This window comes from Acinetobacter sp. P1(2025) (genome assembly GCF_051390655.1).
GTDB classification, from domain to species: Bacteria; Pseudomonadota; Gammaproteobacteria; order Pseudomonadales; family Moraxellaceae; genus Acinetobacter; species Acinetobacter junii.
The window spans coordinates 21,508-45,502 of sequence record NZ_JBPKBJ010000028.1 but is presented as its reverse complement, the minus strand read 5'-3'; the positions used below and the strand labels follow the sequence as shown (position 1 = coordinate 45,502).

Annotated in this window: 27 protein-coding genes, 4 tRNA genes and 2 pseudogenes; 22 read left to right on the top strand and 11 right to left on the bottom strand. The window is 37.3% G+C overall.

The annotated features are described in order from the left end of the window. The first annotated feature begins 295 nt into the window (after positions 1 to 295). Positions 296 to 559: a TIGR03643 family protein gene (locus ACSC97_RS09000; RefSeq protein ID WP_151691069.1), complete on the top strand. Its 264-nt coding sequence runs from the start codon at positions 296 to 298 to the stop codon at positions 557 to 559. 88 nt (positions 560 to 647) lie between these two features. Then, positions 648 to 1,418: an NAD(+) diphosphatase gene (gene nudC, locus ACSC97_RS08995; RefSeq protein WP_279675726.1), complete on the top strand. Its 771-nt coding sequence runs from the start codon at positions 648 to 650 to the stop codon at positions 1,416 to 1,418. Between the two features lie 17 nt (positions 1,419 to 1,435). On the opposite strand, the gene ACSC97_RS08990 is transcribed toward nudC, so the two are convergent. Both ACSC97_RS08990 and ACSC97_RS08985 read right to left on the bottom strand, forming a co-directional pair. Next, on the bottom strand, positions 1,436 to 2,830 hold the full coding sequence (locus ACSC97_RS08990; protein ID WP_436660510.1) for a heavy metal sensor histidine kinase: 1,395 nt from the start codon (positions 2,828 to 2,830) through the stop codon (positions 1,436 to 1,438). Continuing rightward, a complete protein-coding gene (locus ACSC97_RS08985) occupies positions 2,827 to 3,498 on the bottom strand; it encodes a heavy metal response regulator transcription factor (protein WP_005053282.1) in 672 nt (223 codons plus the stop codon). Before ACSC97_RS08985 ends, ACSC97_RS08990 begins: the two co-directional genes overlap by 4 nt. 106 nt (positions 3,499 to 3,604) lie before the next feature. On the opposite strand from ACSC97_RS08985, the pseudogene ACSC97_RS08980 reads away from it, so the two are divergent. From ACSC97_RS08980 to ACSC97_RS08970, 3 genes and pseudogenes are all read left to right on the top strand, one after another. Further along, positions 3,605 to 4,086: pseudogene (locus ACSC97_RS08980) on the top strand (GlcG/HbpS family heme-binding protein). 10 nt (positions 4,087 to 4,096) lie between these two features. After that, on the top strand, positions 4,097 to 4,498 hold the full coding sequence (gene uraH, locus ACSC97_RS08975) for a hydroxyisourate hydrolase (protein WP_004913226.1): 402 nt from the start codon (positions 4,097 to 4,099) through the stop codon (positions 4,496 to 4,498). 222 nt (positions 4,499 to 4,720) lie between these two features. Then, the gene (locus ACSC97_RS08970) at positions 4,721 to 4,948 is read left to right on the top strand and encodes a hypothetical protein (protein ID WP_004913223.1); all 228 of its coding nucleotides are present in this window, start codon (positions 4,721 to 4,723) and stop codon (positions 4,946 to 4,948) included. A gap of 185 nt (positions 4,949 to 5,133) precedes the next feature. Here the strand turns inward: ACSC97_RS08970 and ACSC97_RS08965 are convergent, their stop codons facing one another. Then, on the bottom strand, positions 5,134 to 5,364 hold the full coding sequence (locus ACSC97_RS08965) for a hypothetical protein (RefSeq protein WP_004913221.1): 231 nt from the start codon (positions 5,362 to 5,364) through the stop codon (positions 5,134 to 5,136). A 280-nt stretch (positions 5,365 to 5,644) separates the two neighbouring features. On the opposite strand from ACSC97_RS08965, the gene ACSC97_RS08960 reads away from it, so the two are divergent. Beyond that, a complete protein-coding gene (locus ACSC97_RS08960; protein WP_004953212.1) occupies positions 5,645 to 6,256 on the top strand; it encodes a LexA family protein in 612 nt (203 codons plus the stop codon). A 4-nt stretch (positions 6,257 to 6,260) separates the two neighbouring features. Then, entirely contained in the window at positions 6,261 to 7,559 is a 1,299-nt protein-coding gene (locus ACSC97_RS08955; protein ID WP_436660506.1) for a Y-family DNA polymerase, read from the top strand. Between the two features lie 78 nt (positions 7,560 to 7,637). On the opposite strand, the pseudogene ACSC97_RS08950 reads toward ACSC97_RS08955, so the two are convergent. The 3 genes and pseudogenes from ACSC97_RS08950 to ACSC97_RS08940 all read right to left on the bottom strand — a co-directional run bounded on the left by ACSC97_RS08950 (position 7,638) and on the right by ACSC97_RS08940 (position 9,676). Next, positions 7,638 to 8,102: pseudogene (locus ACSC97_RS08950) on the bottom strand (SRPBCC family protein). Further along, complete coding sequence (locus tag ACSC97_RS08945) at positions 8,092 to 8,439, bottom strand: ArsR/SmtB family transcription factor (RefSeq protein WP_004953221.1); 348 nt, start codon at positions 8,437 to 8,439, stop codon at positions 8,092 to 8,094. The pseudogene ACSC97_RS08950 and the gene ACSC97_RS08945 overlap by 11 nt, the downstream one beginning before the upstream one ends. Before the next feature lie 136 nt (positions 8,440 to 8,575). Then, entirely contained in the window at positions 8,576 to 9,676 is a 1,101-nt protein-coding gene (locus tag ACSC97_RS08940; protein ID WP_436660504.1) for an MBL fold metallo-hydrolase, read from the bottom strand. Between the two features lie 278 nt (positions 9,677 to 9,954). On the opposite strand from ACSC97_RS08940, the gene ACSC97_RS08935 reads away from it, so the two are divergent. The 6 genes from ACSC97_RS08935 to ACSC97_RS08910 all read left to right on the top strand — a co-directional run bounded on the left by ACSC97_RS08935 (position 9,955) and on the right by ACSC97_RS08910 (position 14,617). After that, entirely contained in the window at positions 9,955 to 10,596 is a 642-nt protein-coding gene (locus tag ACSC97_RS08935) for a hypothetical protein (RefSeq protein WP_436660502.1), read from the top strand. 17 nt (positions 10,597 to 10,613) lie between these two features. Continuing rightward, entirely contained in the window at positions 10,614 to 11,579 is a 966-nt protein-coding gene (locus ACSC97_RS08930; RefSeq protein ID WP_004913210.1) for a 2-hydroxyacid dehydrogenase, read from the top strand. A gap of 100 nt (positions 11,580 to 11,679) precedes the next feature. Then, complete coding sequence (locus ACSC97_RS08925; protein WP_125298340.1) at positions 11,680 to 12,267, top strand: 1-acyl-sn-glycerol-3-phosphate acyltransferase; 588 nt, start codon at positions 11,680 to 11,682, stop codon at positions 12,265 to 12,267. 126 nt (positions 12,268 to 12,393) lie between these two features. Continuing rightward, a complete protein-coding gene (locus ACSC97_RS08920) occupies positions 12,394 to 13,836 on the top strand; it encodes a M48 family metalloprotease (RefSeq protein WP_436660499.1) in 1,443 nt (480 codons plus the stop codon). 15 nt (positions 13,837 to 13,851) lie between these two features. Next, positions 13,852 to 14,217 (top strand): GFA family protein, encoded by a 366-nt coding sequence (locus tag ACSC97_RS08915; RefSeq protein ID WP_436660497.1) that lies wholly within the window; start codon positions 13,852 to 13,854, stop codon positions 14,215 to 14,217. Positions 14,218 to 14,257: 40 nt separating this feature from the next. Next, positions 14,258 to 14,617, top strand: a complete 360-nt coding sequence (locus tag ACSC97_RS08910; RefSeq protein WP_005402919.1) for a hypothetical protein — start codon at positions 14,258 to 14,260, stop codon at positions 14,615 to 14,617. A 66-nt stretch (positions 14,618 to 14,683) separates the two neighbouring features. On the opposite strand, the gene ACSC97_RS08905 is transcribed toward ACSC97_RS08910, so the two are convergent. Both ACSC97_RS08905 and rpsU read right to left on the bottom strand, forming a co-directional pair. Next, the gene (locus ACSC97_RS08905) at positions 14,684 to 15,130 is read right to left on the bottom strand and encodes a GatB/YqeY domain-containing protein (RefSeq protein WP_004913195.1); all 447 of its coding nucleotides are present in this window, start codon (positions 15,128 to 15,130) and stop codon (positions 14,684 to 14,686) included. 29 nt (positions 15,131 to 15,159) lie between these two features. Beyond that, positions 15,160 to 15,375 (bottom strand): 30S ribosomal protein S21, encoded by a 216-nt coding sequence (rpsU, locus tag ACSC97_RS08900; protein ID WP_004652785.1) that lies wholly within the window; start codon positions 15,373 to 15,375, stop codon positions 15,160 to 15,162. 145 nt (positions 15,376 to 15,520) lie between these two features. Here rpsU and tsaD point away from each other — a divergent pair, with 145 nt between their 5' ends. Further along, positions 15,521 to 16,528: a tRNA (adenosine(37)-N6)-threonylcarbamoyltransferase complex transferase subunit TsaD gene (tsaD, locus tag ACSC97_RS08895; protein ID WP_004953241.1), complete on the top strand. Its 1,008-nt coding sequence runs from the start codon at positions 15,521 to 15,523 to the stop codon at positions 16,526 to 16,528. Between the two features lie 162 nt (positions 16,529 to 16,690). Beyond that, on the top strand, positions 16,691 to 17,194 hold the full coding sequence (locus ACSC97_RS08890; RefSeq protein ID WP_004913191.1) for a hypothetical protein: 504 nt from the start codon (positions 16,691 to 16,693) through the stop codon (positions 17,192 to 17,194). 127 nt (positions 17,195 to 17,321) lie between these two features. On the opposite strand, the gene ACSC97_RS08885 is transcribed toward ACSC97_RS08890, so the two are convergent. The 3 genes from ACSC97_RS08885 to ACSC97_RS08875 all read right to left on the bottom strand — a co-directional run bounded on the left by ACSC97_RS08885 (position 17,322) and on the right by ACSC97_RS08875 (position 19,984). After that, the gene (locus ACSC97_RS08885) at positions 17,322 to 18,239 is read right to left on the bottom strand and encodes a DMT family transporter (RefSeq protein WP_436660493.1); all 918 of its coding nucleotides are present in this window, start codon (positions 18,237 to 18,239) and stop codon (positions 17,322 to 17,324) included. Next, the gene (locus ACSC97_RS08880; RefSeq protein ID WP_436660491.1) at positions 18,236 to 18,814 is read right to left on the bottom strand and encodes a TetR/AcrR family transcriptional regulator; all 579 of its coding nucleotides are present in this window, start codon (positions 18,812 to 18,814) and stop codon (positions 18,236 to 18,238) included. The genes ACSC97_RS08885 and ACSC97_RS08880 overlap by 4 nt, the downstream gene beginning before the upstream one ends. A gap of 279 nt (positions 18,815 to 19,093) precedes the next feature. Beyond that, entirely contained in the window at positions 19,094 to 19,984 is an 891-nt protein-coding gene (locus tag ACSC97_RS08875) for an ATP-binding protein (protein ID WP_004913187.1), read from the bottom strand. 177 nt (positions 19,985 to 20,161) lie between these two features. Here ACSC97_RS08875 and ACSC97_RS08870 point away from each other — a divergent pair, with 177 nt between their 5' ends. From ACSC97_RS08870 to ACSC97_RS08840, 7 genes are all read left to right on the top strand, one after another. Next, entirely contained in the window at positions 20,162 to 21,670 is a 1,509-nt protein-coding gene (locus tag ACSC97_RS08870) for a DUF3336 domain-containing protein (protein ID WP_004953257.1), read from the top strand. Then, positions 21,645 to 22,469, top strand: a complete 825-nt coding sequence (locus ACSC97_RS08865) for a protein kinase domain-containing protein (RefSeq protein WP_436660488.1) — start codon at positions 21,645 to 21,647, stop codon at positions 22,467 to 22,469. Before ACSC97_RS08870 ends, ACSC97_RS08865 begins: the two co-directional genes overlap by 26 nt. Before the next feature lie 106 nt (positions 22,470 to 22,575). Beyond that, positions 22,576 to 22,660: transfer RNA gene (locus tag ACSC97_RS08860), tRNA-Leu, on the top strand. A gap of 68 nt (positions 22,661 to 22,728) precedes the next feature. Then, positions 22,729 to 22,802 (top strand) — tRNA-Trp (locus tag ACSC97_RS08855). A gap of 153 nt (positions 22,803 to 22,955) precedes the next feature. Continuing rightward, positions 22,956 to 23,040, top strand: a tRNA-Leu gene (locus ACSC97_RS08850). A gap of 65 nt (positions 23,041 to 23,105) precedes the next feature. Then, a tRNA-Trp gene (locus tag ACSC97_RS08845) sits at positions 23,106 to 23,179 on the top strand. A gap of 134 nt (positions 23,180 to 23,313) precedes the next feature. Further along, positions 23,314 to 23,994 (top strand): IS1595-like element ISAju1 family transposase, encoded by a 681-nt coding sequence (locus tag ACSC97_RS08840; protein ID WP_436660486.1) that lies wholly within the window; start codon positions 23,314 to 23,316, stop codon positions 23,992 to 23,994. The last annotated feature ends 1 nt before the right edge of the window (position 23,995 follow it).

Sequence of the window (23,995 nt, the reverse complement as noted above, 5' to 3'; positions counted from 1 at the left end):
CTCGATATGACAAGCTCAAAAGAAATTATCAAAGTGCTGTTGCCTTAGCCTGTATATTTTTATGGCTACCTTTATAGGTTTAATTATGAACAGTAAATGTCAACAGACCCTAGTCAATCTTGAAAAAATAATTGGGATGATTCTTTGATCATTTATTTAATTTTCAATGTGCTGAATATTATTTCAAATGAAAAGAATAACTCGAAAAATCACACTTTCTTCATCCTGAGTTACTTATGCTTTGTTGGGAAATTTAACAGATTGATATTGAACGACAGCGAAGTGATTTCATTTTATGTTGAATACTAAAAATTATGATGATGGTGACCTTTCAAGAATTATTGAAATGGCATGGGAAGATCGAACACCTTTTGAAGCGCTAGAGCGCGAATATGGTCTGAATGAATCTGCTGTAATCAAACTGATGAGGCAAAATTTGCAAGCCAGTAGTTTTAAACTCTGGCGTAAACGGGTGACGGGTCGAAAAACCAAGCATTTGCAACTACGTTCACCTGAGATCAGTCGTGGCTACTGCTCACGTCAATATAAGCACCATTAATTTTGCGTTTGCTATCCTCAATTGTCCTTTTGGGGATTGCTAGCATTTCTATTGATATATCTCATGTTATTGAATTTAAGGTAATGTAATGTCAAATCTATCGATTGCTTATATTTTTCAGCAACAACAACTTTTAGTTGATGAACAGTTTCAATTACCACGAGTTGAAAAATTGCACAGTGATTTAGTACTGTCAGAGGACGAGCAGGTCGTTGCGCGAGATCTATTACCCAATGAAAGCATACCCGTTGGCTATCAGCTGGTGCCGATACGTCAGCTTTTACAATATTGGAATCACCAACAGTTTGAGCAAGCAAGTCGAGCTGTACAACTTTTAGAATGGCGACGTAACCATCAGTTTTGTGGACGATGTGGTGACAAGACACAACAAAGCACTGATCAGTTTGCGATGATGTGTCCAAGTTGTGGTTATAACCAATATCCACGTGTTAACCCTTGTGTGATTACGATTATCACAAGAGGGGATGATGAGATACTGCTTGCAAGAACAACGCGCAATAAGACCATGTATAGTCTGATTGCAGGCTTTGTGGAGGTAGGTGAAACCTTAGAAGAAGCAGCGCGTCGAGAGACTTTGGAAGAGGTTGGTTTAAATATCAAAAATATTCAGTATCTCGCCAGCCAGCCATGGCCATTTCCAAGTAATTTAATGGTTGCATTTAAAGCTGAATATCACTCAGGCGAAATTAAAATACAGGAAAAAGAAATTAGTGATGCACAGTTCTTCAAATTTGATCAACTGCCTGAAATTCCATTTAAAGGAAGTATTGCCTATGCAATGATTATGCACGTTATGCATGGAACGCCAGTCGCGGATGATACAAGTGAATGGTTATGAGCCTATACCTTTAAAGCTTATTGATCGCAATCATTCGGAAAAATGAGTTCAAAGCAAATACCATCTGGAGTGTTGTAAGCCAAATATTCACCTTGATGAAGGGTCATAATTGAGGCAACGATGGATAAACCAAGACCTCCAGTTTGGCTGCTTTGATGGCGGCTAGAAATACATTGATAAAAGCGTTCAAACAGAGAATCAAGATGCTCGTTTGCAATGCTCGTATCACTGGTGATCACATATAAACTAGTCGTGGAGCTTGGTTCATTTTTTTTGTTGTTTCGACTGCCAATATAGATCTGACGTTGCAAACCACCATGTGTCAGTGCATTCGAAATTAAATTATAAAGTGCTCGTTGCAGTAATTCTGGATCAGCCAATATTTTGGTTTGTTCTAACTGCAAAAGAAACTGACAAGCTTGTTCTTCAGCTTGATGCTCAAAAATGTCACAAATCGTCTCAACCAAGTTGGGTAAATCGACCCATTGTTTATTTAACATCACCATCTGACGATCCGCACGTGCAAGAAACAGCATACTATCAATCATTCGTTTTAGGCGTTGGTAATCTTCTAAATTTGAATACAGCAGTTCTTTGTATTGCTCATCTGTACGCTCACCCATGAGCATGATTTCCGTTTGTCCAATCAGGTTGTTGAGTGGAGTACGAAATTCATGTGCAATGTCTTCTGAGAATCGGTTGAGCTGCTGGTATCCGATTTCAATTCGGTTCAGCATGGTATTGATGTCTGCTGTCAGTTGTTCAATTTCTGATGGAGCTTGATCAAGCTGAATTCTTTGCTGCAATTGATGGACATTGATTGCCTGAGTTTGTTGTTGCAGTTTTCTTAAAGTACTGAGTCCAAAATGGCTAGCCAGAGCAGATAATATAAAAATCAGTACAACCCCGATGCTCACTGAAACCAATAAACCGTTACGGAATGGCTGAAGAATATTGAGACGTTCAGACCATTGCTTGCCCGCAATGAGCACATAAGGCTTTTGATGAATGTTGATCGTTTTCCATGACAAGCGTGTTGGGTGTTCGGTCTGAGTCAAATCTGTAAATTGGATGCTGCTTGAGGTTGCCAATTTGGGAAGGGGAATATTTAAGGGATTAATATCAATTAGACGTTGATTCTGATCCATTAAAATAAACAAGTTATCTTGGTTGCCTAACATATTTTGATAGAGCTTAGGACGAGCAACAATTTGATTTATATTTTCACTATCTTGTAGAAGTGTTTCGAGTCGTTCAATTCGGTCCGTCAGATCACGATCTTGTTGGATAATTAAAATTTGATTAATCCCAACATAACTAATCATTGCCACTACGCATAAAACGAGAGCGCTGCAAAAAGTCACCAGTAGGGTGAGTCTCAATTCTAATGAGCGAAAGATATGATTCATCATGCTTGAACCGATAGCTTATAACCTAAGCCCCGAATCGTATGAATTAACTTTAAATCATGTCCATCATCAATTTTGCTGCGTAAGCGGCGTACAGCAACATCGATAAAGTTAGTATCTGTATCAAAGTTAATATTCCAAACTTCTGATGCAATTTGGCGGCGCGTAATAATCTCATCTTGATGCAAAAGCATAAATCGAAGTAGGTTAAATTCCTTCTTACTGAGGTCGATTAATGCATCTTCTCGCCAAACTTTGTGTTGTGTTAAATCCATCTTTAATGACGCAATCGAGAGCTCATTTTCTTGATTATATTGTTGGCGTCTTAAAAGACTTTTGATCCGAGCAAGTAATTCAATATAGGAAAATGGTTTTGCTAAATAATCATCTGCACCTAGCTCTAAGCCTTTGACACGATCTAAAATCTGATCCTTTGCAGTTAAAAAGATCACGGGAACCTTAGAAAATTGGCGAAGTATTTTCAATACATCCCAGCCATCAAGATCAGGCAACATTACATCTAAAATCACCAAAGAATAGGATTTCATTTTTAATCTTTCCAAACCTTCTAGTCCTGAATGGACGCACTCCGCTGTATAGCCTGACTCAATTAAGCCTTTTACTAAATAAGACGCGATCTTCGTTTCATCTTCGATAATCAGAATACACATTTTTGTTCAGACTCTTTGTGAACATGACAATTTTGTAATGTGATTGTCATGCTGTGGCGGAATGGATTTGTTTAAGATTTTCAAAGCATATCAGGCAGGAATCAATATGAGTAAGCTTAAAATTCTTGGTTTAACGTTACTGCTCAGTAGCACTGTTGCACACTCTATGGAGTTGAAGCAAGTTTATTCATTGGATCTTCAAACAGCCAAAGTATTAGCCAGTGAAGCTGAGCGTGTATGCAAAAAATTCAGCAAAATATTGCAGTCGCAGTCGTTGATCAAGGTGGTAATACGCTTTATGCACACCGCCATGAGTCTGTGGGTCCACACAATTTAGACGCTGCAGAGCAAAAAGCATTTACAGCATTATCAACGAAAACAGCGACCTTGGCTTTGAGTCAAACAGCAAATAGCAATCCTGATGCAAAAAATTTGACCACCGTTTCTAAGCTGTTGTTATTGGGTGGTGGATTACCTATTCGATACCAAAATCAAGTGGTCGGAGCTATTGGTGTTGCTGGAGCAGGCGGTGCTAAAAACGATGATTACTGTGCTACATCAGCCATTCAAATATTGAAAAATCTGTGAGGAGTTTGTGATGTTAAAGAAAATCTTACCTTATTCGCTTATCTTATTCAGTTCAGCGGCATTTGCTGAACAGAACCCATTGAGTGTCCATGTTCTTAATTTAGAAAATGGTTTACCTTCAGCAAATGTTGAAGTTGTTCTTGAAAAAAGCTCTGGTGATCAGTGGATTAAATTGAATCAGAAACTTACGGGTGAAAATGGGCGGATTACTGCGCTATATCCTGAGAACAAAGCGTTGGAAAAAGGGGTTTACAAAGTGACCTTTAAAACTGAGGCTTGGTTCAATCAACAAAAGCAACAGACCTTTTTTCCAGAAGTTCCTGTGATTTTTAAAGTGGATGGAACGGTTAAACATTATCATATTCCTTTATTACTCAGCCCTTATGGTTATTCAACTTATCGCGGAAATTAGTACAAATATTGGCTGCTTTGGCAGCCTTTTGTTTAATCAGTTTTCTTGTTCTACTTTTTCAGTGTTACACATAATTGTAAATCTATATTTTTTATTTCAATCACTTAGATGAAAAATTAACAGTCTGTTAATACTTATAATATTTCTTACAACCCGTTGTTAGACAGACTTTGATCTATAGGGCATAGTCTAATCAGGAATTATTATTAAATGAGGAATACTATGAATAAGGTGACAGTGGTCGTAAAAGACCAAGAAGAAAATGAATCAATTGTAATTGCTCAGCTTAATGACCTTGAAGATAAAGACATTCCTTTTTTTAAGCGAGTGGAACATATTGAGGTAGATGGTGAAATTATTCATCCAAATATCGATTTGCTCTTTGAAAATGAGGCAGATGGAAAAATTTATAAACTTGTTGCTCCAGTAAATGATAAACGCTTTATATAAATCTTGATGAAATAAAAGAAACCACTTAAATCAAGGTTTAAGTGGTTTCTTACTGAAATATCTTTTATTGATCATGAGTCTTTTATATGAATTATTTGCTTAATATCTGAATGTGTTGCTTGTACTGTATAAATTTACACGAACGGAAACTTGTTTCGTATCTGAGCTAATTTGCATGAATGATTTTACTGAATTGGATTTAGTCCTTGAATAATATCTTGAAATTCAGAACCATTGAGCCAAAAAGATTTCTTTAAAAATAAAGTTGTCATAATACTTTCAGCCGCCTCACTATTGGGGCTGTCACAGAATAATCCATAACAACTACCCAAAACGGTATTGTTTTCAATGAGACGAATAAAATAAGCGTGTTTTTCGTCAGCATAGCCAAGAATAGCATCACGTTGATTGTTCATTTTTCATGTCTCCACATCAAAAAATCTTGAATAAAACCTAACTGCTGAAAAGATCAAAATAATCAATCTGTTAAATCAAATACTATCAAAGCGTAAGTTGCCTAAATATATGATTTAATTATCGAAAGTTAGTTTGTTTGACATCCTTGTTAACTTAAACAAGCCAAAATCTGATCTATGAAATTTATTCTTATGCAAAATTAATTTTTCGTCAACTTGAATTTGTAACTTTTTCAAGTTAGATTAAATAAAGGCGATGAAAACAAGGGAGGGGTCAGTTATGTCCAAAAAAACTGAGTTTGAACATGGTGGGGCTCGAACCAACGCTGGTCGTAAAGCTCAATTTAGCGAACCCACCAAAGTAATACGTGTTCCTGAATCACAAGTTGATTTCATTAAAAACTGGTTATTGAATAATGCCAAGACAGGTATTAATACCGATCTCAGCACTTCTTTGAAAGTTCAGAGTGTTCAAGCAAAGAATGATCGAATTTACCATATTCCTTTGGCGACGGAACGTGTTGCAGCAGGTTTTCCATCGCCTGCACAAGACCATGTTGAGCAAGCTTTGGATTTAAATGAGTTTTTAATTAGAAATGAAAACTCGACATTTATCGTAAAAGCAAATTCCTTGTCCATGTTGGATGCTGGCATTGATATTGATGATCCCTTAGTGGTTGATCGAAGTATCCCTGCAAAGTCTGGCGATATCGTCATTGCACTGATTGATAATGACTTTACGGTAAAGCGTTTGATGATTGATCATCATTTCAGTCCACCCAAAGTTTGGTTAAAAGCTGAAAACCCTGATTATCAAAATATTTATATACAAGAGGGACAGGAGTTGGTGATTTGGGGCGTCGTGACCTATAACTTAAAGCCGATGAGGTGATCCCATGCCATTGCCACAACGTATTTTTGCCTTGATTGATGTGAATAATTGTTATGTGAGTTGCGAGCGCGTATTCAATCCGAAGCTAGAAAAGCATCCCGTTGTGGTACTTTCAAATAATGATGGCTGTGTGGTATCGCGTTCGCATGAAGCAAAACAATTGGGTATCAAGATGGCGGTTCCCTTTTTCCAGATCGAAGATATTATTCGAAAGCATCAGGTTGCCGTTTTCTCAAGTAATTATGCGTTGTATGCAGAAATGTCACGGCGATTTATGAATATTTTGGGTAGTTTCGTTGCTCCATGTGAACAAGAAATTTACTCGATTGATGAGTGTTTCCTTGAGTTAACAGCATATCAGCATCATTTCGATTTAACTGAATATGCCCAAACCATCCTAACAACCATAAAAAACTGGTTAGGATTACCTTGTTGTATAGGCATTGGATATTCCAAAACACAGGCAAAAATTGCAAATCATTTAGCAAAAACCCATCGATGTTTTAACAGTATCTGTAATATGGTTGATGAAGATCCTTGTGTGATCGAGGATTTATTGAGTCATACCGCAGTGGGTGAGGTGTGGGGCGTAGGTCGTAAGATTCGCCAACGTTTAGAAGTGATGGGTATTCATTCAGTTATGGATTTGGTTGAAGCAGATCCAAAAATGATAGGAAAACATTTCTCTGTTGTTTTGGAAAATACAGTTAAAGAGTTGCGTGGCATCGCCTGTTTAGAAATTGAAGACGTGTTGGCTGATCGACGACAGGTATTAAGTAGTCGTTCTTTTGGGCAATTAATTCAAGATAAAAATAGCCTAAGCGAAGCATTGACTGAATTTACCTTAAGAGCAGTTGAACGGTTACGGAAGCAAAATCTTCTATGTAAGGCGATCGGTGTTAGTATCCGTACAAATCGTTTTAATAAAGCAGAGAATTATCGTCCATTTACAGTGGTGTATTTGGCTGATTATAGTGATGATCGTTTAGAGATTTTGAAGGCTGTGCAAATAGGATTAGACCGAATTTATCAAAAAGGTTACCGTTATAAAAAAGCAGAAGTCATTTTGTTAGATATCATTCCACAACATAGTCATGCTGTTGATTTATTTCATGATACGGATGAAATGCTGGCACGTAAAAGTTTATCGATGACATTTGATCATATCAATGAAAAATTTGGTAAAGATAAAATGACGCTTGGGCGTTTGATTACGCCAAATGGACGAGCTTGGGCGATGTCTCAGAGCTTCAAATCTCCTAGCTATTTAACAAAATGGAATGAAGTGCTCAGAGTTAGCTAGATTTTTTGAGCAATATATAAATGTTAATATATAAAAAAGACAGGCTAAACCTGTCTTTTTTATACCTAAAATATTTATTTATAACGTTTTGGCGTAGGCTTCGAGTTGATCAACAACCGTTCCCCAACCACTAAAGAAACCCATATCTTCATGTTGTTGTCGTGCTTCAGGAGTACGATGGCGTGCAATAGCTGTGTATTTCGTTGATCCATTTCCGAGATCTTCAAATAGGATAATTGCTGTCATAAATGGATTTTCACTGGGTTTCCATTCTTCAGTATAAGCATCAGTAAATACTAATTTTTCGCCATCAACGACTTCTAGAAAAACACCATTATTGGGAATCTGATTGCCATCAACATCAAACAATGTGTTGAATTTTCCACCTACTTTTAAGTCTATTTCACAGGACACGATGGAGTGAGGTTTAGGAATAAAAAAGTGTTTTATATGCTCTGGAGTTGTCCAGCATTCTCAAAGTAACTCACGTGGCACAGCTAGAGTTCGTTCTAGTTTTAAATCTGTTTGGGGATCAAGATTCATTTTTTCTTTTCCTTTGTAAATTTAATGCATAGTTATCTAATTGATTTAAGCGTGTTTCCCATATGGCTTGTTGTTCTTGCAACCAATGTTGTAAAGGGCTAAACGCATGGGGGCGAAGAGCATAGGTTCTCACTCTGCCATTTTTTGTTGTTGTGATCAGTCCTGCTTCTTCCAATTTCTTTAAATGTTTAAGAAAAGAGGGCAAAGCCATCGTATGCTCTTCTGCAAGTGAGGTGGTTGTTGCTTCACCTGTTGCAAGACGAGTGAGTATTGCTCTGCGTGTAGGATCACTTAAAGCATTAAATAACAGATCGAGTTGAAAATCATACTTAGCCATATGGATAAGTATCTGGTTAAAAAAACAACAAGTCAAGTAAAAATTATCTAAATGGCTAAGTTTTAGATTTAATCTTAAAAAATTTAAGAGCTGAATAAAGACTCAGAAACTCTATCTGATTCTTTATTCGAATCGCTCAACGAATATTTGCCCACCATTGTTTGAAACTTTGTTGTTCATTATCGAGTTCAACCAATTCACCGATCATGGGGGGGGCAAGTCGATAATTTCTTTGTTTTGAATATCTTACAATACGATTAATTGGTTCATTCCAAGGGTGTTTTGCGAGGCTAAACTTAGAATGATGCACAGGTAGCATGTTACGTGCTTGGAGTTCTTCTGTCGCTTGTGTAACTTCATCTGGATGACAATGTACGGAGCGCCAAGCAGCATCGTATTGACCATTTTCCATCAATGCCCAATCAAAAGGTCCGTACTTTTTACCAATCTCCACAAAATGTTTGTCATAGCCTCCATCACCTGTATAAAAAATCTTTCTATTCGGTGATTGTATGATGAAGGATACCCAGAGATTTTTACCGCCTTTAAAGGCACGCCGTGAATCATGATGAGTTGTTTCGGTGATGATCGTAATACCGCCTTCAAATTCAATTTTGTCACCCCAGTCTCGTTCGATCAATTGTTCTTTTGAATAGCCCCAGTACTCGAAGTGTTCTCCGACACCGAGACCAGTAATGACATATTTGACTTTGTTCTTTAGTTGCAAAATGGTTTTATAATCCAGATGATCATAATGGTCATGTGAGATCAATAAATAGTCAATTTGGGGTAATTCCTCGACTGTATAAATATCTGTACCTCGATAAGCACGTGTTCCCCAAGGCAGAGGGGAAACTTTGCCACTCATCACTGGGTCAATTAAAAAGGTTTTGCCATTCAGTTGGATAAAAACAGAAGAATGCCCAAACCAAATCATGACATCTTGTTTGGGATCGAGTGTACGTAAATTGGTTTTGATAGAGGGAATAATGTCTTTGGGTCTACGATGAGGAATAGTTTTAATAAATGTTCTATACAGTTCAATAAAGGTGTGGGAGCAGTCAGCCATATCAGGTTTATCTAGTCGATTTCTAAATTGACCCTGACGATAGTTAGGAGAGTTTTCGATACGTTTGAGTCGTTCACCAGTAGGGATTTTTCCAAATAAGGGATGTTGTGTATATAAAATACTTATGCCAAGCAAGAGTAAAACAACGATAGCAAAAAGGATTAGCATAGATTCAGTCCACCTTTTCATTTGAGCATTCGGTCCAGACTAGTAATAAAAAGAGAAAGCGACAAAATGATGAAGAAGTTAGAATTAGTCGATAAATGGAAGGACCTAAGAATTTTGTGTCTGTATCTAAGTGGAAATAGATTTCAAATCTTGAAAGATGTCTTGATCAGAGAAGGGTAATTGGATAAAACGAAGCCATAAAGGGGGGAGCTGTTTATGGTAGACTATGTAGCATTACAAGTATTGTGATGATCTAACGTGGTAGAAAGAGTAGTCAAATGATTGGGCAGCAAAGAAACATACTAGCAGCGATAGGAATTGATATTTGGATTCCTAAAGATGTTGTGTGTGAAAAAAATACTGCTGCACATCTATGGCGAGATCAGGTTGTTGAAAATCATACACCTATTGAAGAAATTTCCTTCGCATCAGATCTTGTTGAAGCGCATGATTTAGAACCAATCATCTCAGAACCAATTGTTGAAGTTCAATCACAACCACAAGAAATTACGCCTAAACCAATTATTCGAGAGGTAATGACAGCTAAACCGCAGATAGTTGTTGAAGGTTCTGTACAGTCATTTGAATTACAAATGTATGTCTTAGAGAACTGTTCAATTTTGGTTGAGAGCAGTCAATTAAACGTTGAACAACAGCAACTTTGGCAAAATATTCAAAAAGCTAAACTTGGCTACTATGCTGAGCTAAAGTGGCCATTTCCTTTAGCTGAATTTCAGGACAGTCGTGGTTTACCATCCTATATTCAAGGATTTTTAGATGCGACTTCAAATAACAAGAAAATATTATGTTTAGGAAAACTTGAATTTATTCAACATTCTAATATTTTACATTTAGCCAGTTTAGAAGAAATGATTTCACAACCTCTACTTAAAAAACGGTTGTGGCAACTTATGCAATAAGGTTCGGAACTCTTATCATGAAGAAAGTCGTTGTATTCAGCCAAATCGATCAAGATGTATTACTCAAGTTACAGCAAGATTATCAAGTGGTCGTGCTGAATCCCAAAATGGGTGATATTAATGAGCAGATTCGAACAGAAGTTGCTGATGCTGACGCGATGATAGGAGCAGGTCGTTTACTCAACGAAACTAATTTAGCGACAGCACAAAAGCTCAAAATTATTTCAACAGTTTCTGTTGGTTATGATAACTATGATGTTAATTATTTAAATCAAAGAAAAATTTGGCTCGCTAATACACCTCATGTATTAACCGAGACGACTGCTGATTTAGCATTTAGTTTACTGCTGAGCGCAGCAAGAAAAATCCCTCAATTAGATGCGTGGATAAAGCAAGGTCAATGGAAGCGTACAGTATCAACCGAACAGTTCGGTATGGATGTTTTCGGTAAAACTTTAGGGATTATCGGGTTAGGGCATATCGGCGCAGCAATTGCTCGACGAGGTTTTCATGGCTTTAACATGAATATTTTGTATCACAATCGCCGTGAAAAAATAGAAGTTGCAGAAGCATATAATGCTCAATACTGTGATTTAGATCGACTGTTACAACAGTCTGATTTCATCGTGGTGGCTGTAGATTTAAATCAAGAATCTAAAGCTTTAATTGGTTCAGCTCAATTTGATTTAATGCAAAAACATGCTGTGTTCGTCAATATTTCACGTGGTTCTGTAGTAGATGAGTCAGCATTGATCGATGCATTACAACAAAACAAAATTTTTGCAGCAGGCTTAGATGTGTATGCAAAAGAACCTTTGCAAGAATCACCATTATTCCAACTACCAAATGTGGTGACTGCCCCTCATATTGGTTCAGCAACTCTCGAAACACGCAAAAAAATGGTTCATCTTGCCTATCAAAATCTTATTGATGCACTTGAAGATCGACAACCTCGTTATCTAGTCAATCCTAAGTTTGAATAAATTCTTACATGTTGATTGCTGAATTATTCATCTAGTCTAGCATTTTAAATTGGCTATTATTGGTACACTTGCGCCCTTTGAAATTGCGTTTGGGGTTGTTGTGTTCGAGAAATTAGCTGAACAAACTTTGGGTTTGATGGGGTGGGAAATTGATAATCACTGGGACTTGGATATTGACCAATGTGTCATGATCGCAGCGCCACATACCAGTAATTGGGATGCGCTATATGCACGATTAGCATTGAAAGCTTTAGGTGTAAATGTTCGTTTGACGATCAAAGACAGCTATATGAAATTTCCATTTGGTCCTTTTGTGCGTGCGATGGGCGGAATAGGAATAGATCGCAGTGCTAAGCAAGAAGGTCAGGAAAGACCAAGCATGGTTCAGTTGATGAGTGATCTATTTAAAACACATCCTAAACTTGTGATGCTTGTAACACCAGAAGGAACACGTGCGAAACAAGAACAATGGAAAACAGGTTTTTATCATGTTGCTGTGAATGCAGGTGTACCTATTGCATTGGCATATATGGATTATGCAAAAAAGAAAACAGGTATTGGTAAAATTGTTTATCCATCAGGTGATTATCAAAAAGATATGACTGAGATTATGGCTTTTTATGCAGAAATTAATGCTAAATTTCCAGAGAAATTCAGTATTGATCAACGTTATTCGCCTGACAAGTAATTCTTTAGAATTTCAAAAATCATAAAGTAAGACAGGATTTTCCTGTCTTTTATAACACTTCGTTGCAAATTTCTCCCAAATCAAATGGTATATTAAATTTTTCCAGTAGAATCATAGAGAAACCACTTGAGACCGTTGCTGCTCGCATGTGGCTTATTTGCCACGACTCAACTTAGTCATACACAGGTCTTTTTACCTCCGCAAATTTCAGGTCAAACTGAAATACCTGATATCGGTAGTGGTGTCGGGTTGCTTGATCAGCAAAAAGAAAAACTGATCGGAGAGAAAGTCTATCGGGAAGTGCGTCGTCAAATGCCAACTGTACAAGATGCATGGTTGGAAGATCAGTTTCTTCAAGTGTTTTCAGGTATTCTCAGCCAAACTCAGCTTGGGCAACCGATTGGTCTAGTGGTGATTAAAGACCCTCAAATCAATGCTTTTGCAGTTCCTGGTGGTCTCTTTGCATTAAACACGGGTTTAATCACTTCTGCGAAAAATATCGATGAGATTGCTGGTGTTATGGCTCACGAGATAGCACACGTTTCGCAACGTCACTATAGCCGATCTCAAGAAGCCTTCAAAGGGCAAGGATTGCTTGCTTTAGCAGGTATCCTCGTAGGAGCTGCGATTGCTTCACAAGCTGACGGTGATGTTGGCTCTGCTGTAATGCTAGGTACTCAAGCTGCCTTAATGGATAAGCAATTGAGTTATAGTCGTAATCAAGAGCGTGAAGCGGATCGTATCGGTATGCAATTCATGTATTCCTCTGGTTACAATCCACAAAGTATGGCTGACTATTTCGAAACGATGCATCGTGCTACTAGCCGAGTCAGTTTCCTACCAGATTTCTGGTTTACCCACCCATTAACCACGGAACGTATGAGTGAGGCACGATTACGTGCAAACCAGTTACCTCGAGTGAAACCAAAAATTTATGATCTCGATTTTGATATCATGAAATGGTACACCTATGTCGTATCAAATCAGGCGACAGAAAATCAGCTTCAAGCTTTGGCTAATCAAAAGAATATTGCGGGATTACTGGCGATCAGTAAGTTTTATTTAGAGCGAGGTGATTATGCACAAGCCCAGACCAGCCTTGATCAAGTCAAATTAAAATTAAAAAATCACATACTTATTCCATTGATCCAAACGGATATTTATCTAGGTCAAAATAAAATTGATCTGGCTTATAACAGTATAAATTCAATCCAACGGACTATGCCTGAAAATCGTGCTTTATCTTATAAATTAGCGGAAGTGCTTATAAGACAAGGTAAAGCAGCTGAAGCCCAAACCTTAGTACAACGATTTATACATAAAAATCAAAGAGACGTGGAGGGGTGGCAACTATTACAACAGGCAACCAATCTAGATAAGAGTTCACCTTTGCAAGCGATTAATGTTTTATGTTATCGAGCAGAAGCTGAATATTGGTCAGGTCATGAAGAAAATGCTATAAAATCAATGCTACATGCCCAACGTTTGGCGAAAGGTAATATGGCGATGTCAGCAAAAATTGATTCGCGTTTAAAACAAATGCAAGATGATCGCCGAATGAAAATTTAATAATTGAGGAAAATAATGATAAAAGGACAGTGTTTATGTGGAACAGTTCAATATCAATATGATGGGGAAATCGAACTGAGCATTTTGTGTTATTGCCAGCATTGTCAACAAGCTCAAGGTAGTATCGCAGGTTGGAATAGTCCAATTGATCAAACCAAATTCCAATTCATATCTGGACAAGATCAGTTAAAAGAATACTTTCATACGCCCAATAAAGCTCGTGTGTTCTGCCAGAATTGTGCAAGTCCAATTTACTCGTATCGTACTGACCTACCCAATATTATTCGTTTGCGTTTGGGCTCTGTTACAGAGGGCAAACTTCCTGCGCCAAAGGAAGAATTTTTTATTGAGCATAAGCCAAATTTTCTTGAATTAAGATAAGATGTCCTGCGTAAGGAATAACTGAGAAGTTAAAAGATTTATGAAAAAGATTTTTATTTTTATTTTTGCAATAAGCATGATCGGGGTGAGTTCAGCGAGTTCTGTTGAACAATATGTAAATTCTGTAGAGAAGATTACTGCAAATTATGCGCAGGATATGCGTGGTTTTCTGCGTAGTTTAGATCCTCAACTTTCGCGTTTTAGTCCTGAACAGCAGGCAAAATTCTGTGGTATTACCAATCAATATGTGCAGGATTTATATCAAGCAATTGAACGTAATCGATCATCTTTGACTGGACAATATGCAACGATGACGAAACAAGATGTGATTAATCAAGTTGCAGAATCTAAAGAAATGCAAATGCTGAAAAAATACAATATTCAGTGTAATTTTAATTGATATAGATAGATGGGTTCATTTAAATGAATCCATTTACATTAATATAGAGAGGGGGATAAAAGCAGCTTAGCTTAATTTTGCTTTGATTTTAGCAGATACTTGTGCAGGATCGGCACGCCCGGCTATGATCGGACGTAGAGAATTCATCACCTTACCCATATCTTTCATGCTAGTAGCTTCTTGAGCAGCAATCGTTTGCTCAATGATAGAATCAAGTTCTTCCTCAGTCATAGCTGCTGGTAGAAATTGAGAAATAACCTCAACTTCGGCTTGTTCTTTACTAGCTAAATCATCTCGACCAGCGCCAGAAAAGGCCTTGATCGATTCTTTACGTTGTTTAATTTGTTTTTCAATGACCGCAAGAACCTGAGCATCGTCAAGCTCAATGCGCTCATCGACTTCGATTTGCTTAATTGCTGCTTGTAGACCACGAATGACCGTTACTGTTGCCATATCTTTAGCACGCATTGAAGTTTTTAATACGTCAGTAATTTGGTCTTTTAAAGTAGTCATAGTCTTTTCAGCAATCAATCACAAATTAATTAGTAAAGGCGAGTAGTACGTACAGATTCGCGAGTCAATTTCTTTTGATAACGCTTAACTGCTGCAGCTTTTTTACGCTTACGTTCTTGAGTTGGTTTCTCATAGAATTCGCGCTTACGAACGTCAGCTAAAACACCCGCTTTTTCGCATGAACGTTTGAAACGACGGATAGCTACGTCTACTGGTTCGCCTTCTTTCAACTTAACTTGTGGCATGTAAAATCCTCTAAGATTATGGATAAGACCCAATGCACGATTGCACTAGATCGCAAGTGAAGGTCAGTATTTTACTCATTTACAACTCAGATCACAAGTCTATAATAGCTTCGATATTATTTTTGATCGTTGTAAAGGCAGTTTAATGATTGTTTTGGGCTTAGAAACTTCGTGTGATGAAACTGGGTTAGCACTCTATGATAGCGAGCTCGGCTTACGTGGACAGGTTCTATATAGTCAGATCAAACTGCATGCTGAATATGGTGGTGTCGTTCCAGAACTTGCATCACGTGATCATGTACGAAAAATGATTCCTTTGATTAATCAGTTGCTTGAGCAAAGTGGGGTCAAAAAACAAGAAATAGATGCAATTGCATATACACGCGGACCAGGACTGATGGGAGCGTTAATGACAGGTGCATTATTTGGACGCACTTTGGCTTTTGCATTTAACAAACCAGCCATCGGTGTACACCACATGGAAGGTCATATGCTTGCGCCTTTACTTTCTGAAACTCCACCAGAATTTCCATTTGTAGCCTTACTAGTTTCAGGTGGTCATACGCAACTGATGGCAGCTCATGGAATTGGTCAATATGAATTACTTGGCGAGTCGATAGATGATGCAGCGGGTGAGGCATTTGATAAAGTTGCAAAAATGATGAAATTGCCATACCCAGGTGGTCCTAATATTGCCAAATTAGCTTTGCAAGGTAATTCACAAGCATTTGAGTTTCCTCGCCCGATGTTACATCAAGGCTTGGATTTTTCATTTAGTGGTTTGAAAACTGCGGTTTCTGTTCAGTTGAAAAAATTGGGTGAAGAAAATCGTGATGCAGATGTCGCAGCTTCTTTCCAAGAAGCAATCGTTGATACTTTGGTTAAAAAATCAGTGAAAGCTTTGAAGCAAACTGGTTTGAAACGACTAGTGATTGCTGGTGGTGTGAGTGCGAATGTTCGCTTACGTGAGCAATTAGAAACCTCTTTGAAAAAGATCAAAGCGCAAGTTTATTATGCTGAACCTGCCTTATGTACAGATAATGGTGCAATGATTGCCTTTGCTGGTTATCAACGTTTAAAAGCAGGGCAACAAGATGGTCTGGCGGTCACAACTACACCTAGATGGCCGATGACAGACTTAGAACCGACCTGATAGTTGGTCGGTTAAATATCTTATATCTGTTCTAAGTTCAGACATTTAAAGATCAAATCATTGATTAATGTGTAGCTTGAAGCTCAGGAGCTACAGCTATCGTGTTAAAGTATCGAATAAATTATTTATTTTGATGAGCTAAAACTCATAGCGGAGTACAAGTTGAAGATTTCTTATATTTTTACATGTGGTCGATTAGAATCTTTATATAAGATTCTATGCCTCATTCAACAAGGTGATGAGAACGAGACATCAAAAGAGAAAGTAATTGAACAATATAAAAAAGATCTTTCTTTGGGTCGTTCATTTGAAGAAACGGAACTTTATCAATTAATTGAACAAAGTGAAGAAAAAATCATTATCAATCGTTTGAGTAATATTCTTCGAGATAAACCAGCTCAACAGAAGAAAGAATTTGATTTTCAAGAATATAAAACAGGTGCGTGGTCTGAACTAAGTGACTATAAGTTAGCGGTTAGATTCTCGAATGCTAAAACACTTTTGAGTGAAAAGCATTTTGAGAAAACTGGTGAATATATGACTAGTCGTGGTATTGCGAAATTGACGGGTTTCAATCCAGCGAATATCAAAAATATGTTGCAGCATAAAAGAAGTGTGGTGAAAAAAATGCTATTTACTTTGGAAAAATTAGCGCAAGAATATTGATCTAAGTAACTAAGTATTAGAAAAAACAGATGCAGAGAAAGTTTATTTTCTGCATCTGCGATTTAAATTTTTATATTGAATTATTGATCATAGCTCTATGCTATTTAATATTGGTTGAAACTCGAAATTATTTTGGACGGTCTGTTTTAGACAACACGGCTAAACAAACAAAAATCAAAACCATGCCAACCCAACCAATCGGTGCTAATTGCTCACCGACTAAAAGAACTGCGAATAAAGCAGCAACGAGTGGCTCGAATAAAGTAAGCGTAGTTGCTGTGCTTGCGGAGATCGTTTTTAGTGCATACCCAAATAGTAGATAGCCCAGAAACATTGGAATCAACATCATATAGGCAACAACATAAAGATTTACAGACTCATCAAATAGGTTTGAACCCGTAAAAAATAATGTTGGTAATAAGATTAAAGCGCCAAAACCAAAAATTAAACCCATTGATGCTTTTGAATCTACACCTCGATCAATCATTTTTTTAGCAGCCCATGAGTATAGTGAATAGGTGAGAGCTGCAATCAATCCGAGAATGATTCCAATGGTTTTTTGATCTGTCGAAATGCTTTGTGTTGGTCCATGAGAGTGTGTTTCGCCCACAGATAAAAGTAATACTCCGATAACGCCAAAAATAAAACTAATAAACCATTTTAATGAAAGTGCTTTTTTATCGAAAAATTTTTCTAACAAAGCTGTAAATAATGGTGCCGACCCAATCGAGACTACCGTTCCAATCGTAATTCCAGCCATACGCATTGAGCTATAAAAAGCGAGAGGATAAATGGCTACTGAAATCATTCCAATCAGAAGCAAAGGGTAGTAAGACTTGATTTGTGGTAGATGATCTAAAATCTTTTTATGAGCGAGCAAGGCTTGTAGTAATCCACCACCACCCATTGCAATTGCTCCTATTGCAAGAGGGCTTAAATTAGGCGCATAAGATGCCGCAGTTCCAGTAGTACCCCATAAAATTGAGGCAATCAAAACTGCAATAAAACCAGAGTGGGAGCTGAGGTTTGAAGTTTTGCTATTCAATTTTTAATCTCTTGTTCTAATAATCGTTGAACCATTTGCTTCGCTGCAAATACTTTGATGCTTGAGCTTTCTAAACCAGCTCTAGCAATTGAGCCTTCTAAAATAAAAGAAATTAAAAGAGCAAGTTCTTGGACTTTCTGAGAATCTTCAAATTGTTGCATTAGATACCCAGCAACAATGTTTTCAATTTCATCTTTATGCTTTTTGACTGCTAGACGCTCAGGACTATGAGCAGGAAACTCAGCTGCTGCATTTAACAAGCCGCAGCCCCTAAACCCTTTTTCATAGGTAAACTCTGCATGATCATGGTAAGCATCAAAAATAGCGAGAATGCCATCAATAGGTGAGTGAATTTGAGCTTTCCTTTTTTCAAATAATTCTAACCATTCTTGATGACGGGCTTCGATGTAGCAGCTAATCAAATCTGATTTCGTGGGGAAATTATTATAGAGCGACATTTTCGCCACTTGCGCTTTGTCTGTAATGCTATTAATGCCAGTATTGGTTATCCCATCGTTATAAAACAGGATAGATGCTGCATCTAAGATTTTTTGTTTGGCTGACTTTGTACTCATAATTTAATATTAGGTATACCGATCTACCTAATATTATAGAAAAGTAAACTAATCTGCTAGCGAAATTTGTTTGTTTTAGATGATTATCGGAAATGTTAGAAAGAGAATTATGCTGACTTACCAGGTGGTGTTGTTTTATAGTCACATGAAATTTATATGGTTTTTCTAATTGACATCAGAGTTCTTTGACAACGCAATTGTTTCCTAGTTTTTATAAAATTTAATGAAGAAGAAACAATTGCGAGTGCTATTAAGAAGCAAGTTAAGTATCTGAGGCGTTTATGTTTGATCTTTATTCGCTAACTTTTCTAAATTTTTTGAACCAATCCAGTGTTTAGAAAATTGGTATGCTGCACGACCAGAACGTTGCCCTCGTGCTTGACACCATTTCAAGCTTTCGCCTCGAACAATATCGTTATATTCTAAGCCTGCTTTAACAATGTAATGTTCAACGATTTGCAAATATAGTTGCTGGTCCATTGGGTAGAATGAAAGCCACATTCCAAAACGATCTGAAAGAGATATTTTTTCTTCAATCGCTTCTTGTGGATGTAATTCAGTGTATTGAGGTACGTCTACTTTCCGTACTGGGGTATTTTCATGCATAAATTCAGGTAAAAGGTGACGACGATTACTCGTCGCATAAATAATAAAATTGCTCGAACCTGATTGAAGAGAACCATCTAGCACGCTTTTCAAACTTCGATAATTTTCATCTTCTGCGTTGAATGCTAAATCATCACAATAAACAATAAATTTCTCAGGACGTTGTTCAATGAGTTTTTGAATTTTGGGTAAATCGGATAAATCATCGCGTTCTATTTCAATTAAACGTAGTCCTTGATCAGAGTATTCTGTTAGTAAAGCACGAACAATTGAGGATTTTCCTGTGCCACGAGAACCTGTTAATAAAACATCATTGGCAGGTAGACCATTTAAAAACTGCAAGGTGTTTTGAATGATTTTATCTTTTTGACGCTCTATTCCTTTTAGATCTTCCAGATACATTTTTTTAGGTTGTTGTATGGCGATCAGTTCTTGATTTTCCCATTTAAATGCGATTGCAGAAAAATCAGTCGGTTGCTTCGGTTGTGGCAGAACATGCTGTAATTGAGTCAAAACATTCGACAAAGATGCAAGAATAGATTCTGGTAAGTCTAAGATAGCCATAAAAACATACAAAACTCAGTGATTAATGAAGATTGATACTAGCACTGCTTGCACGAAAATAAAGGAAATATCATCAAAACGATGCACAATAACAAGAATTTATACTTGATTGTTTAAGTAGGTTTTTGCATTGTATAAGTGCATGAATAGAAAAATGAAGACGGGATAGGACAGACGATGCTAAATAAAGTAAGAGAAAAGAAAAATAGCTATCAAAAACATCGGGTTGATGTCCTAAAAGAGGATTTGCAGCATGCTAGAAGTTATCAAGAATGGAAGGAAATCGCGCTAAAACTGGATGAGGAATCTGGCAGAGAGGAGTGGAAGTACGATAATCAGTCGCCCTATTTTGATGCCGAAGCATTATCAAATCGATACACCTTATTAAAAAAATATCGTACTCAACATCGAACACTTGATTTAATTTATGTTCTTCGTGAAGGATTATCTTATGATTTTGCAAATATTGGTCATCCGATGTTATTTGCTGAAACATATGTAGGAACAAAAAAAATTATTGAAAACTATGTAGAACTTGTGAGTGATTGTTTTCAATATCTCGCCTCGAGCGAATGTATAACTTTTCAATTAAAAGAGAAAATTCAATTCTTTGAAGAATGCCAAAAAGCCTATGGACAACCAGCCCTCATGTTTTCTGGAGGGGCAACTTTGGGTTTGTTTCATACAGGCGTGTGTAAAGCATTATTTGAGCAAGATTTGATGCCAAGTGTTCTGTCTGGGTCGAGTGCTGGAGCGATTATGACGGGTATGCTTGGTGTTTCAAAGAACGATAAGATCCCTGAGTTGCTTGGTGGACAGCATTTTTTTAGTGATGCATTCCGTTTTCGCACCGTGACTGAGCTAATTAAAGGGCATGGTGGTTTGGCTGATGTGATGTATCTCAAAAAATTCTTAATGAATAATTTGGGTGATTTAACTTTTGCTGAGGCATATCAACAATCTAAACGACATATTAATATTGTCGTAGCACCGCATAATACTGCTCAAAATCCTAGAATTATGAATGCATTAACTGCACCTAATGTTTTGGTTTGGAGCGCAGTGTTAGCATCTTGTGCTGTACCTGTATTATTTCCGCCTGTGCATCTAACCAGTAAGCGTTATGATGGACAACATACCCCCTATATGGCAAAGACAAAATGGGTGGATGGGAGTATGCGTAGTGATTTTCCTCAGGAAAAAATGGCGCGTCTTTATAATATTAACTACACCATCGCCAGTCAGGTGAATCCTCATATTGTGCCATTTATGCAGAGCGACACAGATCGTTTTCGTAGAGATGTATTAAGTTGGCCTCAACGCATTGTCCGTCATCAAGGGAAAGCGATTGCGATGGAAGTGATGGATTTAACACGAAACTATATGGGAGGTTTTTTCCCAATCCGTCGAGTACTTGATCATGGCTATGGCATACTTGGACAGCGTTATTATGGTGATGTAAATATCATCGCTAAATATGGTTTGCGCCATTATAACTATATGTTAAAAAATCCTCGACCTAGGATTTTCAAGATTTTGCAGCAAGAAGGTGAGCGAGCAACATGGCCAAAAATCACCTCAATAGAAACGCATGCGCGGATCGGTAAAACAATAGAACATTGTTTGGCATCATTACGTAAGCAAGAAAATAAGCAGCAGAATGAATTCTATTATGTTGATCTCTGACTTAGATCATTCGTTTGATGAGATAGCGTTACAGACCAAACAAAAAAGCCATTCATATGGACGGCGTTTATATACATTAACTCAAGGTCATAAAAAATATTGGCTAAAGTTTCATGTTGAGCAACACAACCAAGTTTTAGAAGATTCATTTAACGCCGAATTAGAGTTTTATCGCCAAAATAAGATTTCTAGTTCGGATTTTTTAGTCCCTTATGGCCTTATTGATTTATCCAAGCTGAATTTTTTAGATGAAACGAGACAAAGTGGAGAAGGGCTATTAACGTTAGATACAAACGATTTTTTTATAAAATTTAATCCTGAAAATGATCTGCACGAGATCAGAAAACAAATTTTACTTGCTTTAAATGCCCTTGAAGCACTTCATCAAAGTGGTTGGATACATGGTGATCTGAAATCAGAGCATTTTAGGCGTTATTTAGATACTTGTAGATTGATTGATTTTGAGCAGAGTCAACGAATTATTAGTCCGAAGAAATTATTGACCGCGACACCACATTACATGGCACCTGAACTGTTTCATGGTCAACACAAGTCTGTACAAAGTGACTTATACGCTTTTGGAATTATTCTATATGAATGGCTCTGTCAATCGAGATTATCTGCAAAAACCTATCATGATTGGGCAATACTGCATTGCCAACAGTTACAGATCAAACTTTCAGATCCTCTACAGTGTTTTTTGCCGATACTTGATGGTTTATTAAAGAAAAAAATTGATAAACGCTTTGGCTCAGTTGCAGAGCTAAGAAATGCGATTCGAACAATAAATTTGTTGTAAAAATAAACATAAATCTTTGATTTGAATATTATATGTTCACTTGAATTGGTTTTTTATCAGAAAGTCTTGTCATAAAGCCGCTTTGTCACTAATATGCATACCCATCGGGGGCGTGGCGAAATTGGTAGACGCACTGGATTTAGGTTCCAGCGCCGCAAGGTGTAAGAGTTCGAGTCTCTTCGCCCCCACCAAATTTAAGAAGCAAGGTTATCTTGCTTTTTTTATGGTTAAATCAGAAATGAATTAATCATGCGGTTATAGAGGATTGGTGTAATGGTAGCATGACGGTCTCCAAAACCGTTCGTCAAGGTTCGAGTCCTTGATCCTCTGCCAAATTAATAAAAAGCCTTTGTTAAATACAAGGGCTTTTTTATTTGGTTAAAAATTTCGTTTGCTCATGAAAAAAGCATTAGCTTTCAGATGCATGGTTTTTTTATAAAAAAGGCTTGTCAGCAAGAAAGTTTATCACTAATATACACATCCATCGGGGGCGTGGCGAAATTGGTAGACGCACTGGATTTAGGTTCCAGCGCCGCAAGGTGTAAGAGTTCGAGTCTCTTCGCCCCCACCAAATTTTAAAAAGTAATCTTTTACTTTTTAGTGATTAACGACTAAATAAGTTAATCAAGCTGTTATAGAGGATTGGTGTAATGGTAGCATGACGGTCTCCAAAACCGTTCGTCAAGGTTCGAGTCCTTGATCCTCTGCCAAATTAATAAAAAAGCCCTTGTTTGATACAAGGGCTTTTTTATTTCGCAGTATTTTGAAATTAATTTACTTTGATGAGTATTCACTAAGGGGCTTAGGAAGTTAAGCATATCAAAAAGTATGGTAACTTCCTTATATGAAAGCAAAAAATAGATACTATTTCCGTTCAAGAATCACAGAGGCAAAATTCAGACAGATCATTCGCTTTTTTGCCATGGATTTAACTGCTTCAGATACAGCTAAACTCACCAATATTTCTGTACGTTCCATCAATACAATTTACATCAGGTTGCGTAAAAAGATTGCGGCACAATGTGAGGAAATATCTCCTTTCAACGGTATCGTTGAACTTGATGAATCCTACTTTGGTGCTCGTCGTATTCGAGGAAAACGTGGACGTGGTGCATCAGGAAAAACCATTGTATTTGGACTACTCAAAAGAGATGGAAACGTATACACAGAAATTGTGCCTGATTGCTCCAAAGCTACGCTACAGGGCATTATTCGGGGGCAGATAGAGCAGCTTGATTCTGTGATCAATACAGATGGATGGAGAGGCTATGATGGTTTAGTTGATATTGGTTTTGACAAACATTTAAGAGTGAATCATGGGGACAACGAATTTGCATGCGGGGAGCGTCATATTAACGGCATAGAATCATTCTGGGGATATGCTAAAAAGCGACTCGTCAAGTTTAATGGAATTGACAAAAAGATGTTTTATTTGCATCTTAAAGAAACGGAGTATCGCTTCAATCATCGGAACGGTAATTTATATCTCGATTTGCTTAAATTACTCCGTAACAATCCTCTTTAAC

Excerpts from the sequence above, each read along its gene's own strand:
- ACSC97_RS09000 (WP_151691069.1), top strand. The coding sequence starts at position 296 with ATGTTGAATACTAAAAATTATGATGATGGTGACCTTTCAAGAATTATT.
- nudC (WP_279675726.1), top strand. The coding sequence starts at position 648 with ATGTCAAATCTATCGATTGCTTATATTTTTCAGCAACAACAACTTTTA.
- ACSC97_RS08990 (WP_436660510.1), bottom strand. The coding sequence starts at position 2,830 with ATGATGAATCATATCTTTCGCTCATTAGAATTGAGACTCACCCTACTG.
- ACSC97_RS08985 (WP_005053282.1), bottom strand. The coding sequence starts at position 3,498 with ATGTGTATTCTGATTATCGAAGATGAAACGAAGATCGCGTCTTATTTA.
- uraH (WP_004913226.1), top strand. The coding sequence starts at position 4,097 with ATGTTAAAGAAAATCTTACCTTATTCGCTTATCTTATTCAGTTCAGCG.
- ACSC97_RS08970 (WP_004913223.1), top strand. The coding sequence starts at position 4,721 with ATGAATAAGGTGACAGTGGTCGTAAAAGACCAAGAAGAAAATGAATCA.
- ACSC97_RS08965 (WP_004913221.1), bottom strand. The coding sequence starts at position 5,364 with ATGAACAATCAACGTGATGCTATTCTTGGCTATGCTGACGAAAAACAC.
- ACSC97_RS08960 (WP_004953212.1), top strand. The coding sequence starts at position 5,645 with ATGTCCAAAAAAACTGAGTTTGAACATGGTGGGGCTCGAACCAACGCT.
- ACSC97_RS08955 (WP_436660506.1), top strand. The coding sequence starts at position 6,261 with ATGCCATTGCCACAACGTATTTTTGCCTTGATTGATGTGAATAATTGT.
- ACSC97_RS08945 (WP_004953221.1), bottom strand. The coding sequence starts at position 8,439 with ATGGCTAAGTATGATTTTCAACTCGATCTGTTATTTAATGCTTTAAGT.
- ACSC97_RS08940 (WP_436660504.1), bottom strand. The coding sequence starts at position 9,676 with ATGCTAATCCTTTTTGCTATCGTTGTTTTACTCTTGCTTGGCATAAGT.
- ACSC97_RS08935 (WP_436660502.1), top strand. The coding sequence starts at position 9,955 with ATGATTGGGCAGCAAAGAAACATACTAGCAGCGATAGGAATTGATATT.
- ACSC97_RS08930 (WP_004913210.1), top strand. The coding sequence starts at position 10,614 with ATGAAGAAAGTCGTTGTATTCAGCCAAATCGATCAAGATGTATTACTC.
- ACSC97_RS08915 (WP_436660497.1), top strand. The coding sequence starts at position 13,852 with ATGATAAAAGGACAGTGTTTATGTGGAACAGTTCAATATCAATATGAT.
- ACSC97_RS08910 (WP_005402919.1), top strand. The coding sequence starts at position 14,258 with ATGAAAAAGATTTTTATTTTTATTTTTGCAATAAGCATGATCGGGGTG.
- ACSC97_RS08905 (WP_004913195.1), bottom strand. The coding sequence starts at position 15,130 with ATGACTACTTTAAAAGACCAAATTACTGACGTATTAAAAACTTCAATG.
- rpsU (WP_004652785.1), bottom strand. The coding sequence starts at position 15,375 with ATGCCACAAGTTAAGTTGAAAGAAGGCGAACCAGTAGACGTAGCTATC.
- tsaD (WP_004953241.1), top strand. The coding sequence starts at position 15,521 with ATGATTGTTTTGGGCTTAGAAACTTCGTGTGATGAAACTGGGTTAGCA.
- ACSC97_RS08880 (WP_436660491.1), bottom strand. The coding sequence starts at position 18,814 with ATGAGTACAAAGTCAGCCAAACAAAAAATCTTAGATGCAGCATCTATC.
- ACSC97_RS08875 (WP_004913187.1), bottom strand. The coding sequence starts at position 19,984 with ATGGCTATCTTAGACTTACCAGAATCTATTCTTGCATCTTTGTCGAAT.
- ACSC97_RS08870 (WP_004953257.1), top strand. The coding sequence starts at position 20,162 with ATGCTAAATAAAGTAAGAGAAAAGAAAAATAGCTATCAAAAACATCGG.
- ACSC97_RS08865 (WP_436660488.1), top strand. The coding sequence starts at position 21,645 with ATGAATTCTATTATGTTGATCTCTGACTTAGATCATTCGTTTGATGAG.
- ACSC97_RS08840 (WP_436660486.1), top strand. The coding sequence starts at position 23,314 with ATGAAAGCAAAAAATAGATACTATTTCCGTTCAAGAATCACAGAGGCA.